This window comes from Staphylococcus sp. Ze2 (assembly GCF_048568365.1).
In the GTDB taxonomy this organism is placed as follows: Bacteria; Bacillota; Bacilli; order Staphylococcales; family Staphylococcaceae; genus Staphylococcus; species Staphylococcus xylosus.
The window spans coordinates 2,111,072-2,127,455 of sequence record NZ_CP183486.1 but is presented as its reverse complement, the minus strand read 5'-3'; the positions used below and the strand labels follow the sequence as shown (position 1 = coordinate 2,127,455).

15 protein-coding genes and 1 tRNA gene are annotated in these 16,384 nt (G+C 32.5%); 15 read left to right on the top strand and 1 reads right to left on the bottom strand.

Going from position 1 to position 16,384, the window contains the following annotated elements:
- Positions 1–99: 99 nt before the first annotated feature.
- Positions 100–1,029 (bottom strand): ribonuclease HIII, encoded by a 930-nt coding sequence (rnhC, locus tag ACM591_RS09995; protein ID WP_038678310.1) that lies wholly within the window; start codon positions 1,027–1,029, stop codon positions 100–102.
- A gap of 310 nt (positions 1,030–1,339) precedes the next feature.
- Between rnhC and zapA the strand changes: the two genes are divergently transcribed.
- The 15 genes from zapA (at position 1,340) to ACM591_RS09920 (ending at position 15,854) form a co-directional block, all read left to right on the top strand.
- Entirely contained in the window at positions 1,340–1,606 is a 267-nt protein-coding gene (gene zapA / locus ACM591_RS09990; RefSeq protein WP_017724187.1) for a cell division protein ZapA, read from the top strand.
- Entirely contained in the window at positions 1,606–2,127 is a 522-nt protein-coding gene (locus ACM591_RS09985; RefSeq protein WP_326026862.1) for a CvpA family protein, read from the top strand. Before zapA ends, ACM591_RS09985 begins: the two co-directional genes overlap by 1 nt.
- A gap of 116 nt (positions 2,128–2,243) precedes the next feature.
- Positions 2,244–3,956, top strand: coding sequence for a DNA polymerase/3'-5' exonuclease PolX (gene polX / locus ACM591_RS09980; protein WP_038678313.1), 1,713 nt, complete (start codon positions 2,244–2,246; stop codon positions 3,954–3,956).
- A gap of 9 nt (positions 3,957–3,965) precedes the next feature.
- A complete protein-coding gene (locus ACM591_RS09975; RefSeq protein WP_029379033.1) occupies positions 3,966–6,314 on the top strand; it encodes an endonuclease MutS2 in 2,349 nt (782 codons plus the stop codon).
- A gap of 81 nt (positions 6,315–6,395) precedes the next feature.
- Positions 6,396–6,710: a thioredoxin gene (trxA, locus tag ACM591_RS09970; RefSeq protein ID WP_017724191.1), complete on the top strand. Its 315-nt coding sequence runs from the start codon at positions 6,396–6,398 to the stop codon at positions 6,708–6,710.
- Positions 6,711–7,038: 328 nt separating this feature from the next.
- Positions 7,039–8,826: an excinuclease ABC subunit UvrC gene (uvrC, locus tag ACM591_RS09965; RefSeq protein WP_029379032.1), complete on the top strand. Its 1,788-nt coding sequence runs from the start codon at positions 7,039–7,041 to the stop codon at positions 8,824–8,826.
- A gap of 328 nt (positions 8,827–9,154) precedes the next feature.
- Positions 9,155–9,766, top strand: a complete 612-nt coding sequence (locus ACM591_RS09960; RefSeq protein ID WP_029379031.1) for a succinate dehydrogenase cytochrome b558 subunit — start codon at positions 9,155–9,157, stop codon at positions 9,764–9,766.
- 45 nt (positions 9,767–9,811) lie between these two features.
- Positions 9,812–11,575, top strand: coding sequence for a succinate dehydrogenase flavoprotein subunit (gene sdhA, locus ACM591_RS09955; protein ID WP_029379030.1), 1,764 nt, complete (start codon positions 9,812–9,814; stop codon positions 11,573–11,575).
- Between the two features lie 2 nt (positions 11,576–11,577).
- A complete protein-coding gene (gene sdhB, locus ACM591_RS09950; RefSeq protein ID WP_029379029.1) occupies positions 11,578–12,390 on the top strand; it encodes a succinate dehydrogenase iron-sulfur subunit in 813 nt (270 codons plus the stop codon).
- Positions 12,391–12,597: 207 nt separating this feature from the next.
- Positions 12,598–13,398 carry a glutamate racemase gene (gene racE, locus ACM591_RS09945; protein ID WP_029379028.1) on the top strand — a complete coding sequence of 267 codons (801 nt, stop codon included), beginning with the start codon at positions 12,598–12,600 and terminating at the stop codon, positions 13,396–13,398.
- Between the two features lie 11 nt (positions 13,399–13,409).
- Positions 13,410–13,991, top strand: coding sequence for an XTP/dITP diphosphatase (locus tag ACM591_RS09940; protein ID WP_029379027.1), 582 nt, complete (start codon positions 13,410–13,412; stop codon positions 13,989–13,991).
- Positions 13,991–14,500 (top strand): YfcE family phosphodiesterase, encoded by a 510-nt coding sequence (locus ACM591_RS09935; protein WP_058625608.1) that lies wholly within the window; start codon positions 13,991–13,993, stop codon positions 14,498–14,500. The genes ACM591_RS09940 and ACM591_RS09935 overlap by 1 nt, the downstream gene beginning before the upstream one ends.
- A gap of 319 nt (positions 14,501–14,819) precedes the next feature.
- Positions 14,820–14,893, top strand: a tRNA-Arg gene (locus ACM591_RS09930).
- A 188-nt stretch (positions 14,894–15,081) separates the two neighbouring features.
- On the top strand, positions 15,082–15,243 hold the full coding sequence (locus ACM591_RS09925) for a hypothetical protein (RefSeq protein ID WP_326026859.1): 162 nt from the start codon (positions 15,082–15,084) through the stop codon (positions 15,241–15,243).
- A gap of 443 nt (positions 15,244–15,686) precedes the next feature.
- Entirely contained in the window at positions 15,687–15,854 is a 168-nt protein-coding gene (locus tag ACM591_RS09920; RefSeq protein WP_156035524.1) for a hypothetical protein, read from the top strand.
- Positions 15,855–16,384 lie beyond the last annotated feature (530 nt).

The window sequence follows — 16,384 nt, the reverse complement described above, 5'->3', positions numbered from 1 at the left end:
GGGATTAGTACGAATTCAAATTTGGAGGTGTGTTTTACATATAGACTAGCAGTATTTAGTGTATTTAATACTGCTAACATTGAATGTAGAGATATATGTTTATTTATGCTTTTTTTGTACTAGTTTTTCAGCCTTTTGTCTATTTGCAAAATGTTTTTTTGAAATACTATCAAGATAGGCTATGCCTTTACGCTCAATTAATTTAGCGGCGGTTAAGTCAACTTTATTACTTGCACCTTTAGGGATCTCCATTTTGGCTGAACGAGATAAACTATCCATGTGCTTAACAAATGCGTATCTTGAGATGATGCTTGCAGCTGCAATAGCAATGGATTTAGATTCTCCTTTAGTTTCGAATTTGGTTTTACTGCTAAATGGTAGTTCAGTTAACGCATAGCGCTTGTAAACACCAGATTCAGCGAATTGGTCAATGACAATATAATCTAATTCCTCTGTGTCCACTTTTTGTGTCACATTTTTAATAGCTTCATTGTGTAGAACAGCTTTCATTTTCACTTGAGACCAACCCACTTGTTGCTTTTCGTTATATTTATCATTGTTCATGGTTAACAACGAGTGAGGGATGAAAGTTACAAGTTGTTCTGCCAGTTCAACAATTTTAGCATCGGTTAATTTTTTAGAGTCATCTACACCTAAAGTTTTTAAGATTTGAACATTTTTTTGGGAAACATAAGCGGCACATACCGTAAGTGGTCCAAAGTAATCGCCACTGCCAGCTTCATCACTACCAATACAATTATAACGATTATATTGTATTGTTTGCTGTGAATTTGACGATTTAGCTGTATTTTTTTTAGCTGGAACAACACTTGGTAATAATTGTGCTGCGATAGATTCAGCATCTTTACCTTGAAACATTACTTTATTTGAATTATATACAGAAATAGATGTGTTTTTATATTTTGTTTTAGCTTTCATACCTTGAGAAACGTTTGTAGTATCAAAAGATATTTTCGACATTAATTGATCGATCTGTTGTTTAGTTAATTTGTGTACAACATTAGACATGTAATTGACCTCGCTTTATATAAGTAGCTAAATTAAATTTTAGACATTTAACATCATATCACATGTATGAAATTTGAGAATAGATTGTATGGATAACATATGTATAAGTTGAAGAAAATTTTTATCAATATAGACAAAATTGAAATAATTCAAAAGAATTTTTAATATAACAAATCTCACCACTTACAAATTAATATTATGTCGTGTATAATAGTTCGTGATAAATATTCTAAATAACTAGATTACATACTTAATGGAATTAATGAAAGAATAAGTTCGGAAATTTACATTCAAAGTCAGGAGTTATTATATGGGTGAGTTTAAAAATCGGATTAACGTAACTATAAATGATCAACATTATACAATCGTCGGAGAGGACAACCCTGAGCATATCCGTTATGTAGCGCATTTAGTAGATGAGAGATTGAAAACACTAGCTAGTAAAAGTGCAGGTCTTGATACTACTAGAAAAGCTATTCTCACAGCTGTAAACATAATGCATGAAAAAGTACAGCTAGAAGAAGAAAATTACCGTTTACAACAAGAAATAAAACAATTAAAAAATAGAGAAGAATAATGATCATTGATTTAATAATCGTAATTATTTTCCTATACATAGGCATGATTGGATTTAGAAGAGGCGCTTGGTTAAGTTCATTACATCTAGGTTCAACCTTGTTTTCACTTTGGGTGGCTCATCGTTTACATTCACAAATTTCACAGCGATTAGAATTATTTGTGCCATTTCCTAAAACGCGTGCATATGATTTGAACTATGCATTTCAATTTGATAACCTACAGCAGCGTTTTGATCATATCGTAGCATTTTTAATTATAGCAACTATTACGAAATTACTTTGCTATGGTATTATCGTTCTATTTGATAATGTAATAACATCTAGAAAGCCCAATTTGATAAGTCGTGCGTTAGGTGTAATAATGAGTGTGATTTCTTCAACTATTATTTGTGCTACTTTGTTTTATATGATTTCAATATATCCTCTTGAATTCATACAGCAACAGTTGATGAAAGGGCATTTGGCTGAATACCTTATCATTCATGCGCCATTCATATCAACTTATGTACTAAATATATAGGGTGTTTTAAAATATAAACATATAAGATTTTATAAAATATAGGAGGTCAGGACATAATCAATTTACTGAATTTGAAACAGTAATCTGTCTTGACCTTTTTCTATGGAGTGAAAATAATGACAAAAAAAGATATTATTCAATTATTAGAAAAAATAGCTACTTATATGGAATTAAAAGGTGAAAATACATTTAAAGTATCGGCATATAGAAAAGCCGCTCAAAGCCTTGAAATTGACGAACGTCCTATAGAACAAATAGAAGATGTGACTCAGTTAAAAGGTATCGGCAAAGGTGTAGGTGAAGTAATAGATGAATACCGAAAAAACGCTACTTCGTCTACACTAGAATCACTAAAGCAAGAAGTGCCAGAAGGTCTTATTCCATTATTGAAAATTCAAGGTTTGGGTAGCAAAAAAATAGCTAAACTGTATAAAGAATTGAATATTGACGGGAAAGAATCATTACAAGCTGCATGTGAACAAGGATTAGTAAGTGAATTAAGTGGCTTTGCCAAAAAGACAGAACAGAATATATTAGAAGCTGTAAAAGCATTAGGCGCTAAAAAAGATAGTTACCCTATTGATCAAATGCGTGGATTGAACAAAATAATAGATGCATACTTGGCTCAAATAGACACTATTGTACAATATGAAGTTGCTGGAAGTTTTAGAAGATATAAAGAAATGAGTAAGGATTTGGATTATATCATTAGTACAAATGAACCAGCTGATGTACAACAAGCATTATTAAATATTCCGAATAAAGTAAAAGATGTCGCAGTTGGCCAAACAAAGGTATCTTTAGAACTAAGCTTTGATGATGAAACGATTGGTGTTGATTTTAGATTAATTGAACCATCAGCTTTCTATCATACATTACAGCATTTTACAGGTTCCAAAGATCATAATATTCGCATACGCCAATTAGCAAAAGAACAAGATGAAAAAGTAAGTGAATACGGAATTGAACAAGCAGATGGGAACATTATTCAATATCAAAGTGAAAAAGAGATTTATGAACATTTTGGTGTTAATTGGATAGAACCTGCAATTAGAGAAGATGGCAGTGAGTTTGATAAAGACTTATCAGAAATTATAAAATTAAATGATATCCAAGGAGATATTCATATGCATACAACCTATAGTGACGGTGCATTTAGCTTAGAAGAAATGGTCAAAGCTAATATCGCAAAAGGGTATCAATTTATGGTGATTACAGACCATTCACAGAGTTTGAAAGTAGCAAATGGTTTGTCTGTAGAAAGGTTATTACGCCAGAATGAAGAAATAAAAGTTTTAAATGAGAAATATGATGAAATTGATATTTATTCAGGGATAGAAATGGATATATTACCAGATGGACGTTTAGATTATGATGATGAAGTATTAGCGCAATTAGATTATGTTATAGCCGCAATCCATCAAAGTTTTAATCAATCTCAAGATGAAATTATGCAACGTTTGGAAAATGCATGCCGCAATCCATATGTTAGACACATTGCGCATCCGACGGGACGCATCATAGGGAAACGTCCTGGTTATGAACCGAATATTGACAAGTTGTGTGAAATAGCTGCTGAAACTAATACAATTTTAGAAATCAACGCAAATCCTAAGCGCTTAGATTTAAATGCAGAAACTGTAAAAAAACACCCGAATGTTAAATTAACTATTAATACAGATGCGCACCATATAGACCATTTAGAATTTATGAAATATGGTATTGCAACTGCACAAAAAGGATTTGTGAAAAAAGACAGAGTTATTAATACAATGTCTCGCAAAGATTTCAAATCGCTAATAGAAAATAATATTAAATTGAAGAAATAGAGGGATTAGATGAGACAGAAATCATTAGATGTCTTAGAATTCGATAAAATCAAATTGTTAGTTGAAAATGAAGCAATTAGTGATTTAGGAAAAGAAAAAGTTATCGCTATGGCACCTGCAACGGATTTTGATACTGTAGAATTTCAAATGAATGAGACCGATGAAATTGCACAAATTTACAATAAGCATCGCATGCCTAGTTTAAGTGGATTGGCAAAAGTTTCAGCATTTATCCATAGAGCCAGTATTGGTGGTGTGCTGAATGTGAGTGAATTAAATGTAATCAAACGTCTTATACAAATACAAAATCAATATAAGACATTTTACAATAATCTTATAAACGAAGAAGAGACGATTAATTATCCAATTCTCAATGACAGAATGGAACAGTTACCTATCTTGACTGATTTATACCAAAGTATACATGAAAAATGTGATGCATATGATTTGTATGACAATGCCAGTTATGAATTACAAGGTATTAGAAGTAAAATATCTAGTACCACACAGCGTATCAAACAAAACTTAGATAAAATTGTTAAAAGTCAAGCCAATCAGAAAAAGTTATCCGATGCAATCGTAACTGTACGTAATGAGCGTAATGTTATCCCGGTTAAAGCGGAATATAGACAAGATTTTAATGGTATTGTTCACGATCAATCGGCTTCAGGACAAACGTTATATGTTGAGCCGTCATCTATCGTAGAAATGAGTAATCAAATTAGTCGTTTGCGCAATGACGAAGCTGTTGAAAGAGAAAGGATTCTATCGGAACTCACAGGTTATGTGGCCGAAGAAGCTGAAGCTTGTTTGATGTCAGAATCTATAATGGGACAAATTGATTTTCTAACTGCCAAAGCACGTTATGCAAGTTCAATTAAAGGGACTAAACCAGAGTTTAGTACTGAAAGAACAGTGTATTTACCAAAAGCTTATCATCCTTTATTGGACCGAGATACTGTGGTAGCTAATACGATTGAATTTGCAGAAGATATTGAAACGGTTATTATTACTGGTCCTAATACGGGTGGTAAGACTGTTACGCTAAAAACACTCGGCTTAATTATTATGATGGCACAATCAGGTATGTTGATACCTACACTAGATGGTAGTAAGTTGAGTGTGTTTGAAAATGTGTTCTGTGACATCGGTGACGAACAATCTATTGAACAATCTCTTTCTACATTTTCTTCTCATATGAAAAATATTGTTGAAATTTTACAAGAAACTACAAAACATAGTCTGATTTTATTTGATGAATTAGGGGCAGGTACTGATCCAAGTGAAGGTGCTGCATTAGCAATGAGTATTTTAGATTATGTACATGATATTGGTTCTTTAGTAATGGCAACTACACATTATCCAGAATTAAAAGCATATAGCTATAATAGAGACGGTGTTATGAATGCGAGTGTAGAGTTTGATGTTAATACATTGAGCCCAACTTACAAATTGTTGATGGGTGTCCCAGGCCGTTCAAATGCTTTTGACATTTCAAAAAAACTAGGCCTAAACATTCAAGTTATTCAAAAAGCTAAATCTATGATTGGCCAAGACGAACAAGAAATTAATGAAATGATAGCTTCGCTTGAAACAAATTCAAAACGTGTAGATGAGCAACGAATTGAGTTAGACCAACTGCTTAGAGAAGCTCAAGATACACATGATGCTTTAGCAAAACAATATGAACAATATCAAAATCATGAAAAGCAACTTATGAATGAAGCGAAAGAAAAAGCAAATCAACGTGTGAAATCAGCAACTAATGAAGCGGATGAGATTCTAAAAGAATTACGTGAATTGAGAGATAAAAAAGGTGCAGATGTAAAAGAACATGAACTAATTGATAAGAAGAAACAACTGGATGACCAATATGAAGCTAAATCAATTAAGCAAAATGTTGAGAAGAAAAAATGGGATGCCATTAAAGCTGGTGACGAAGTTAAAGTATTGACTTATGGTCAAAAAGGTGAAGTCTTAGAACTGATCGATAATAATGAGGCAGTAGTTCAGATGGGTATCATCAAAATGAAATTACCTCTAGAGGACTTGGAAAAAACTAAGAAAACTAAAGAAGAACCTACTAGAATGATTAAGCGTGAAAATAGACAAAGTATCAAAATGGAACTTGATTTACGTGGCTATCGTTACGATGAAGCTATGACTGCTGTAGATCAATATTTAGATCAAGCTGTACTGAGTAACTATGAACAAGTTTATATTATCCATGGTAAAGGTACGGGTGCTTTACAAAAAGGTGTGCAAAATCATTTAAAACGACATAAAAGTGTGTCATCATATAGAAACGGTATGCCAAGTGAAGGCGGATTTGGCGTAACCGTGGTAGAATTAAAATAATCGTGAGCAAGAGGTATGCAGAATAATATAAAGTCTGTTATAATTTCTTCATCATTTGAAATTTAAGGAGGATTGGCAGTTATGGCAATCGTAAAAGTAACAGATTCAAACTTTGATGAAAATATTCAATCAGGGGTAAATTTAGTAGATTTTTGGGCAACTTGGTGTGGTCCTTGTAAGATGATTGCTCCAGTATTAGAAGATTTAGCTGGTGATTTTGAAGGTAAGGCTAATATTTTAAAACTTGATGTAGATGAAAATCCATCAACAGCTGCTAAATTTGAAGTTATGAGTATTCCAACTTTAATTGTATTTAAAGATGGCGAACCAGTAGATAAAGTTGTAGGTTTCCAACCAAAAGAAAACTTAGCTGAAGTAATCGAAAAACACTTATAATATACTAAAGAATTACTAAGTCCGGGGCATATCAATGTCCTGGATTTTTTAATCAGATGGACAATAGTTTATTAGATTAATAATACCTATATCTTACAAATGAGTAAAAGGTTAAATAGTCTATTTTAAAGGTTAGTATTGCTTATTTAATGGCTGTGATGCTATATGAACCTTCATAGAGTTAAAACGTAAAGATCGCAATAAATTGTATAATATAGCTAATGTATTTTATAATAGAGTAGCTATAGATTTTTAGCAGTAATTTTATGAATATATAAACGAAACACCATTGATATATAAATGATAAAGAAAGGAGGCTGCACAAATTATGGAAACATATCAAAAAGAGATTAAACAAAAACTTACAGTTGTACCTACTGAACCAGGTTGTTATTTAATGAAAGATCGCAATGACCAAATCATTTATGTTGGTAAAGCCAAGAAGTTAAGAAATAGATTAAGATCTTATTTTACAGGCGCACATGATGCTAAAACGACACGCTTAGTTGGTGAAATTAGGAATTTTGAATTTATAGTAACATCGAGTGAAACAGAGTCCTTATTGTTAGAATTGAACTTAATCAAACAATATCAACCTAGATATAATATTTTATTAAAAGATGATAAAAGCTATCCTTTTATTAAAATAACTAAAGAAAAATACCCAAGGTTAATTGTTACACGTACAGTTAAAAAGGGAAGCGGTAAGTATTTTGGTCCATATCCTAATGCATATTCAGCACAAGAAACTAAAAAACTATTAGATCGTATTTATCCTTTTAGAAAATGTGATAAGATGCCTGATAAATTGTGCCTTTATTATCATATAGGACAATGTTTAGGACCATGTGTTTATCCGGTTGATTTAGAAAAATATGCAGAGATGACTAAAGAAATTACTGATTTCTTAAACGGGGAAGATAAAACCATTTTGCATAATTTAGAACAAAAAATGCAAGAAGCCAGTGAAACTTTAGATTTTGAACGTGCAAAAGAGTATAGAGATTTAATTCAACATATACACAATTTAAATAAAAAACAAAAAGTTACGTCCTCTGACAGTACTGTAAGAGATGTATTCGGCTACAGTGTGTCAAAAGGTTGGATGTGCATACAAGTCTTTTTTATAAGACAAGGAAATATGATTAAAAGAGATGCTACGATGATACCTATTCAACAGACCGAAGAAGAGGAGTTTTACACTTTTATAGGCCAGTTTTATGATTTAAATCAACATATTTTACCTAAAGAAGTACATGTTCCGAAGCAACTTGATAAAGATATCATTCAATCAGTTGTAGATACCAAAATTGTTCAGCCTCTTAAAGGTAAGAAGAAAGATATGGTAGATTTAGCTAATCATAATGCGGAAATTACACTTGAAAATAAATTCGAGTTAATTGCAAAAGATGAATCACGTACAGTAAAAGCAATAGAAGAACTTGGCGATGTGATGGGTATTCAAACACCAATTCGTATAGAGGCCTTTGATAATTCAAATATTCAAGGCGTTAACCCTGTTTCGGCTATGGTTTCATTTGTGGATGGTAAACCCAATAAAAAAGGTTACCGCAAATATAAGATAAAGACAGTAGTTGGGCCAGATGATTACAAATCTATGCGCGAAGTAGTGCGCCGACGTTACACGCGAGTACTTAATGAAGGCAGTCCATTACCAGATTTGATTATTGTAGATGGTGGCAAAGGGCATATGAGCGGTGTACTTGATGTCCTTGAAAATGAATTAGGCCTAGATATACCTGTAGCAGGTCTACGTAAAAATGATAAGCACCAAACATCAGAAATTCTTTATGGTGAAAACGCTGAAGTTGTTCCTATGAAGAAAAATAGTCAACCATTTTACTTACTTCAAAGAATACAAGATGAAGTTCATAGATTTGCAATAACATTTCATAGGCAAACAAGACAAAAGACTGGATTGCAATCTGTGTTAGATACTGTAGATGGAATTGGCGCTAAAAGAAAAACTAAATTATTACGCACATTTGGTTCCATTAAGAAAATGAAAGAAGCAAGTGTAGAAGATTTTAAAAAATCAGGTCTCCCTCAAAATGTTGCTGAGAATCTTCGTCAAGCGTTATATGACAAAAAATAGTGAAAACTTTGTGGCATGAGAATCATTCTCATGCCCATTTTCTATTTAATTAGTGTTACAATAGCAAATAACAGGAATTCTTTTTTTACATGTATGTGGAAGCGTTTTCTAATTGAGAATATTCTCATCGACACTGTATTTTAAATTATGTATAAAAGTAGACTTTGTATAATACTTCTATGTTTAAAATTGTGCAATAATATTGTGTTGTAACAAACATACAATGCAAAGAAAGTTATTGTACTCAGGGTTTGTATGAGATTTCTAATTACTTTCACATCAAAAAAAGAAATCTAAAAATTAATTGTTTCACAGGGGGGACTTCCTTTTGGCATACTCGAAAAATCAATTCTATTTAAGACGATTACACTCTTTATTAGGTGTAATACCAATAGGTGGATTCTTATTAGTCCATTTACTTGTAAACCATCAAGCAACTAAAGGTGCTGAAGCGTTCAACAAGGCAGCTGGATTTATGGAATCATTACCTTTTTTAATCGTGTTGGAATTTGTAGTTATATATATTCCAATTCTGTATCATGCAGTATACGGTGTACATATTGCCTTTACGGCAAAAGAGAACGTTGGACACTATTCAGCGTTTAGAAACTGGATGTTCTTGTTACAACGTTTGACAGGTATCATTACTTTCGTGTTTATAGGGATTCATTTATGGCAGACAAGAATACAACGTGCATTAGGACATGAAGTGAACTTTGATATGGTACACGACATTGTAACTAATCCGGTATGGTTGATTTTTTACATTGTATGTTTATTAGCTGTAACATTCCACTTTGCGAATGGTTTATGGTCATTCCTAGTTACTTGGGGGATATTACAATCTAAAAAATCACAGCAAATCTTTACATGGGTTTCGCTTATTGTATTCTTAGTAGTTTCATACATTGGTATTAGCGCAATATTAGCATTTTTATAAAATTATAAAATAAAGTTTCACATATATTTGAGGGAGTGACAATTTATGGCAGAGAAGAAAATTATTGTTGTCGGTGGTGGACTAGCTGGTCTAATGTCAACAATTAAAGCAGCAGAACAGGGTGCGCATGTAGACCTGTTCTCACTTGTTCCTGTTAAACGTTCACACTCTGTTTGTGCACAAGGTGGCATTAATGGAGCGGTAAATACGAAAGGTGAAGGAGATTCTCCGTCAGTGCATTTAGATGATACTGTTTATGGTGGAGACTTCTTAGCAAACCAACCACCTGTAAAAGCAATGACTGATGCAGCACCTAAAATTATTCATTTACTTGATCGTATGGGCGTAATGTTTAATAGAACTAAAGAAGGACTATTAGACTTTAGACGTTTTGGTGGTACTATGTATCACCGAACTGCATATGCCGGTGCTACTACAGGTCAACAATTACTCTATGCATTGGACGAACAAGTGCGTAGCTTTGAGGTTGACGGATTAGTTACAAAATACGAAGGCTGGGAATTCTTAGGTATAGTTAAAGATGACGATAATATGGCAAGAGGTATCGTTGCTCAAGATATGACAACTGCTGAAATTCAATCATTTGGTTCAGACGCTGTGATTATGGCGACTGGTGGTCCTGGTATTATCTTTGGTAAAACAACAAATTCAATGATTAATACAGGTTCAGCTGCTTCAATTGTATACCAACAAGGTGCAATGTACGCTAATGGTGAATTTATTCAAATTCATCCAACTGCTATCCCTGGCGATGATAAACTTAGATTAATGAGTGAATCAGCACGTGGTGAAGGTGGTCGTATCTGGACATATAAAGATGGTAAGCCATGGTACTTCTTAGAAGAAAAATACCCAGATTATGGTAACTTAGTTCCGCGTGATATCGCGACACGTGAAATTTTTGATGTATGTGTGAATCAAAAATTAGGTATCAACGGTGAAAACATGGTATATCTCGATTTATCACATAAAGATCCACATGAACTGGATATTAAATTAGGTGGTATCATTGAGATTTATGAAAAATTCACTGGTGATGACCCTCGTAAAGTACCAATGAAAATCTTCCCAGCAGTACATTACTCAATGGGTGGTTTATACGTAGATTATGATCAAATGACAAATATTAAAGGTTTATTTGCAGCAGGCGAATGTGATTTTTCACAACATGGTGGTAATCGCTTAGGGGCTAACTCTTTACTATCAGCAATTTATGGTGGTACTGTTGCTGGTCCAAATGCAGTAGATTATATTTCAAATATTGAAGATTCATATACAGATTTAGATGAGAGCATTTACGAAAAACACGTTAAAGATCAACAAGAAAAATTTGATCAACTATTAAACATGAAGGGCACTGAAAATGCCTATAAACTTCATAGAGAATTAGGGGAAATCATGACTGCAAATGTTACAGTTGTGCGTGAAAATAAATCTTTATTAGAAACAGACAAGAAAATTGTAGAATTGATGGAACGTTATCAAAATATTGATATTGAAGATACTCAAACTTGGAGTAACCAAGCCGTATTCTTTACACGTCAACTATGGAATATGTTAGTACTTGCACGTGTAATCACAATTGGTGCATACAATAGAAATGAATCTCGTGGCGCACATTATAAACCAGAATTCCCAGAAAGAAACGATGAAGAATGGTTAAAAACAACATTAGCTACGTATCAAGGCAAAACAGAAGCACCTAAGTTTACTTACGAACCAGTTGATATTAGTTTAATACCACCACGTAAACGTGATTACTCTAAGGCGTCAAAGGGAGGTAAATAATTATGGTAGAAACAAAAGAAGTTAATGAAACTCCTGCACAAAACGAGCAACCTAGCCAAAAAACAATTAAATTAATTATAAAACGTCAAGACAATGACAAATCAACACCATATAATGAAGAATTTGAAATTCCTTATAGAGAGAATCTAAATGTTATTGCATGTTTAATGGAAATCAGAAGAAACCCAGTTAATAGTAAAGGTGAAAAAACAACACCTGTTATTTGGGATATGAACTGTTTAGAAGAAGTTTGTGGTGCATGTTCAATGGTAATTAATGGACAAGCAAGACAATCTTGTTCTGCAATTGTTGACCAATTAGAACAACCTATTAAATTAGAACCAATGAGTACATTCCCAGTTATTCGTGATTTACAAGTAGATCGAACAAGAATGTTCGATAACTTGAAACGAATGAAAGCATGGGTTCCAATTGATGGTACGTATGATTTAGGTCCAGGTCCACGTATGCCTGAGAAAAAACGTCAAACTGCTTATGAACTTTCTAAATGTATGACATGTGGTGTTTGTTTAGAAGTTTGTCCAAATGTAACTAGTAAAAATGACTTTGTTGGTGCCCAAGCAATTTCACAAGTTAGACTATTTAACTTACATCCAACAGGTTCAATGACAAAAGACGAACGCTTGGAAGCATTAATGGGTGGCGGAGGTTTACAAGAATGTGGTAACTCTCAAAACTGTGTAAATGCATGTCCAAAAGGGATACCATTGACTACATCTATTGCTGCTTTAAATAGAGAAACATCATTCCATATGTTCAAATCATTCTTTGGTTCAGATCATCAAGTACATTAATTGAACAATATTTTAAGGACTTAACATTTGAGTAACAAATGTTAAGTCCTTTTTTATAAAATTAGATAATTATTTTATAGTTAAATAGGGTAAATATATATTGTATATATTATGAATGACGACTTAACTATTAGCATGATTAATGATTTTGAAAACAAGACTATGCTACAATAAAGTACAAGATAATAAATAAGGATGTAATTGAATATGGACAAACCGATAGGTGTAATTGACTCTGGAGTTGGTGGTTTAACAGTTGCTAAAGAAATTATGCGTCAACTTCCAAACGAAACAATATATTATTTAGGTGATATTAAGCGTTGCCCTTATGGCCCGAGAGAGGGTTCACAGGTTAGGGAATTCACTACAGAATTAGCACAGAAATTAATGGCATTTGATATTAAAATGTTAGTTATTGCTTGTAATACGGCTACAGCAGTAGCGTTAAAACATCTGCAAAACATATTGCCGATACCCGTAATTGGTGTAATAGAACCCGGTGCAAGAACTGCAATTATGACTACTAAAAATAATGATGTTTTAATTTTAGGTACAGAAGGTACAATTAAATCTGAAGCCTATAGACATCATATTAAAAATATAAACCCAAATGTTGAAGTATCTGGGATTGCATGTCCTGGTTTTGTACCTTTAGTTGAACAGATGCGCTACCAAGACCCTACAATCACAAGTATTATTATTCATCAAACATTAAAGCATTGGAGAAATAGTAACGCCGATACAGTGATTTTAGGTTGTACACACTATCCATTATTATACCAGCCAATCAATGATTATTTTGGTGGAGAAAAAGTAGTGATTTCTTCGGGATTAGAAACTGCTCGTGAGGTAAGTGCCTTACTAACATTTAGTAATGAACATGCAGGGTATAAACGACAGCCTGAACATAAATTTTTTGCTACAGGAGAAACTGAACATATAGAATTAATTATTGAAGAATGGTTAAAAATGAAAGTGAAAGTTGAAAAAATTGAAATACAAGAATAGGAGACGAAACGATGGAAGATATCGTAATTGCATCAAATAATAAAGGGAAAATAAATGATTTTAGAGTTATATTTCCTAACTATAATGTAATAGGCATCACAGAGTTAATTGAGGACTTTGATGTAGAAGAAACAGGAGATACATTTGAAGCAAATGCAAAGTTGAAATCAGAAGCTGCTGCAAAAGCATTAAATAAACGAGTAATTGCCGATGACAGTGGACTAGAAGTGTTTGCGCTAGGTGGAGAACCTGGTATATATTCTGCACGATACGCCGGAACTGAAAAAGATGATAATGCTAATATAGAAAAATTGCTAACCACTTTAGGTGATGAAACTAATCGTGCTGCACAATTTGTGTGTGTCATTAGTATGAGTGCTCCTGGAGAAGAAACTGTTCAATTTAAAGGAACAGTTGAAGGAGAAATTACTTTAAGTAAAATTGGAGAACAAGGTTTTGGTTATGATCCTATATTTTATTTAGAAGACAAAAATAAAACGATGGCTCAACTTACAGCTGAGGAAAAAAGTGAGGTAAGTCATAGAGGTAAAGCAATTGAAAAGTTACAACAATATTTAGAAGGTGAACAATAATGTTGAAATGGATCATAATTAGTGATAACCACACAGAACAAGGTATTCTTTTTGATGTAATAAGTCATCATGATAATGTTGACGTTGCGATTCATCTAGGTGATTCAGAATTTGAGTATCATGACAGTGAATTAAGTCATTTTTATAGAGTTAAAGGGAACACGGACTTTTATCCAGAATTTCCAAATGAAGAAATTATAGAAGTCAATGATATTAGAGCATTTTATACACATGGTCATTTATACAATGTGAACCTTACACGTATGCAACTTGCAGAACAAGCAAAAGCATCAGGATGCCAATTTGCTTTCTATGGTCATACACACGTGGCTAAACATGAGCATATTAGCGACGTTCATGTCATAAACCCTGGAAGTATTTCGCAGTCGAGAAGTAATATAGAAGAGACTTATGCCGAATTATTGATAGATGAAACTGAAAAAGATGTAAAATTGAATTTTTATAATCGTAATCACCAAATCATTGATAGTGAAACGTTCAGTTTATAAGTAATGAAGGTATATTGCTTAACAGTTACATAAATTATGTGAAATACTATGTAGTGATTGGATTAATAAAGTAATATTGTTGGAATAGAATTTTTTAGGAGCGATTAAAGCAGTTTTTTTCTCTTTCGCTCCTAAAATTATTGAAATATTAAGCTATTTTATCCTAATAAAATGCTAAAATTAGTGAATTTTTTAACGAAATTTAAAAAAGATGATAAAAAGTCTATTAAAGTGAAAAATCATATTTATTTTTATTGCTTGGAGTATTGCTTTATAGCGATAAGTTAGATATAATAATTCTTGTGTTCAAAAAGAATATGTCCTGGTAGCTCAGCTGGATAGAGCAATGGCCTTCTAAGCCATCGGTCGGGGGTTCGAATCCCTCCCAGGACACTAATAGCGTTAAATAGCGCACATTTCAAACTTAGAAACCCCGTTACGACGGGGTTTCTTTTATTTTGTCTACAATGCGATACAATAGTAAATAAAATTCCTCTTTGTTAAAGAGCCAAATATGAATATTTAATCGCAAATTTAGATTATTCAGTTGCCCGTGAGATGCGTTAATAGAATGTAAAAGCATGTCAGAATTTAATAAAGATAAGCAAGAGAATGATAATAGGTTGGCAGTAATTGAAAGTATGATAAGTAAACATGATGATTTGAAAGATATAAAAGAAGATTTGAAAACACAAAATGAGGATTTGAAATTAATTCATAAACTTAATGCACAGAGTGTATAATGCTCAAAATAGTGGATGAAATCAAAGAAGACTTGGGGAAAGAATATTAGTGTATGTGGTAAAATATTAATGTGAGCAAGTTGGATAGATGGTGGCTAATCTCATTATAAATGGGGTGATGGCTATGAAATATGGTTTGACTCCTAGAAAGGAGTAACATTGACTGATTATGAAATGTTGATGGTTGTTATGACAATCATTGGCTTATTATTAGTTAGTAAAAATAGCCATAAAAAATAACCATCGCTAACTTTGACCGGTTCGATGGTTATTAAAGATAATCATTAAAGAATGGTCACCGTCTTTTTAACGGGCTCATTAGGGCGATACATTTATGGTGTGTTGCCCTTTTTCTATCTATAAATTAACACAACATAAATATATTATCAATTGTTTAAGTCAGCATAGTCATGTTGGCTTTTTGTTATAAGGAGAAAAAAGAAATGTATGTAAAGGTAACAGTAATAGCAAGAGTATTAAGTTTGGTTTTGACGTTAGTTAACCAAAGGTTATCAAATAAAGGTGTTAACCCTATTCTAGTTGATGAGTCAACGTTATTAACAATGGCAGAACCATTAAATACGACATGGAAAGATGATTCCAATAACTAGTACAGTGATGCGTAATAGCAAAGAAGAGTGAAGCATTTAAAGTATGTTAATTCTCGTATAGGCATCCAGCATGACGAGGATGGTATTTATCAAAGGCATGCTGCCGATTGGATTATTCATGTATGTAATAGTATTAGGAAATTAAATTATATATCTGTCATATCTCGATGATAGGGCAGGCGTTTATGTGTTTGAGCTTTTTGCATATTTATTTACTATACTTTATTTATAAAAAAATAAATGTGACGAATATGCTGGCTTTTGAATTATTAATTTTTGTTATTATAGTTGTGTAATGTTCTATAAGAGATAATAATTTTGTTTAGAGGTAATAACTGTGTTTTTATTTTTTTAGATTATTTGTTTTAGTTTGCTTTATGATGGCGAATAGCAATGATAAAAATGAAATAATTATTATTGGAGGTGCTTCGCATAATAACTTTCATATTGATTTGTATATACTTAATTTCTATTTTAATATTAATGGATGCTATTGACTTTATAAGAATTACAATTAAAGTAAAATATTT

Bases quoted from the DNA above. Each gene is read 5' to 3' on its own strand.
- rnhC (WP_038678310.1), bottom strand. From the start codon at position 1,029: ATGTCTAATGTTGTACACAAATTAACTAAACAACAGATCGATCAATTA.
- zapA (WP_017724187.1), top strand. From the start codon at position 1,340: ATGGGTGAGTTTAAAAATCGGATTAACGTAACTATAAATGATCAACAT.
- ACM591_RS09985 (WP_326026862.1), top strand. From the start codon at position 1,606: ATGATCATTGATTTAATAATCGTAATTATTTTCCTATACATAGGCATG.
- polX (WP_038678313.1), top strand. From the start codon at position 2,244: ATGACAAAAAAAGATATTATTCAATTATTAGAAAAAATAGCTACTTAT.
- ACM591_RS09975 (WP_029379033.1), top strand. From the start codon at position 3,966: ATGAGACAGAAATCATTAGATGTCTTAGAATTCGATAAAATCAAATTG.
- trxA (WP_017724191.1), top strand. From the start codon at position 6,396: ATGGCAATCGTAAAAGTAACAGATTCAAACTTTGATGAAAATATTCAA.
- uvrC (WP_029379032.1), top strand. From the start codon at position 7,039: ATGGAAACATATCAAAAAGAGATTAAACAAAAACTTACAGTTGTACCT.
- sdhA (WP_029379030.1), top strand. From the start codon at position 9,812: ATGGCAGAGAAGAAAATTATTGTTGTCGGTGGTGGACTAGCTGGTCTA.
- sdhB (WP_029379029.1), top strand. From the start codon at position 11,578: ATGGTAGAAACAAAAGAAGTTAATGAAACTCCTGCACAAAACGAGCAA.
- racE (WP_029379028.1), top strand. From the start codon at position 12,598: ATGGACAAACCGATAGGTGTAATTGACTCTGGAGTTGGTGGTTTAACA.
- ACM591_RS09940 (WP_029379027.1), top strand. From the start codon at position 13,410: ATGGAAGATATCGTAATTGCATCAAATAATAAAGGGAAAATAAATGAT.
- ACM591_RS09935 (WP_058625608.1), top strand. From the start codon at position 13,991: ATGTTGAAATGGATCATAATTAGTGATAACCACACAGAACAAGGTATT.
- ACM591_RS09925 (WP_326026859.1), top strand. From the start codon at position 15,082: ATGTCAGAATTTAATAAAGATAAGCAAGAGAATGATAATAGGTTGGCA.
- ACM591_RS09920 (WP_156035524.1), top strand. From the start codon at position 15,687: ATGTATGTAAAGGTAACAGTAATAGCAAGAGTATTAAGTTTGGTTTTG.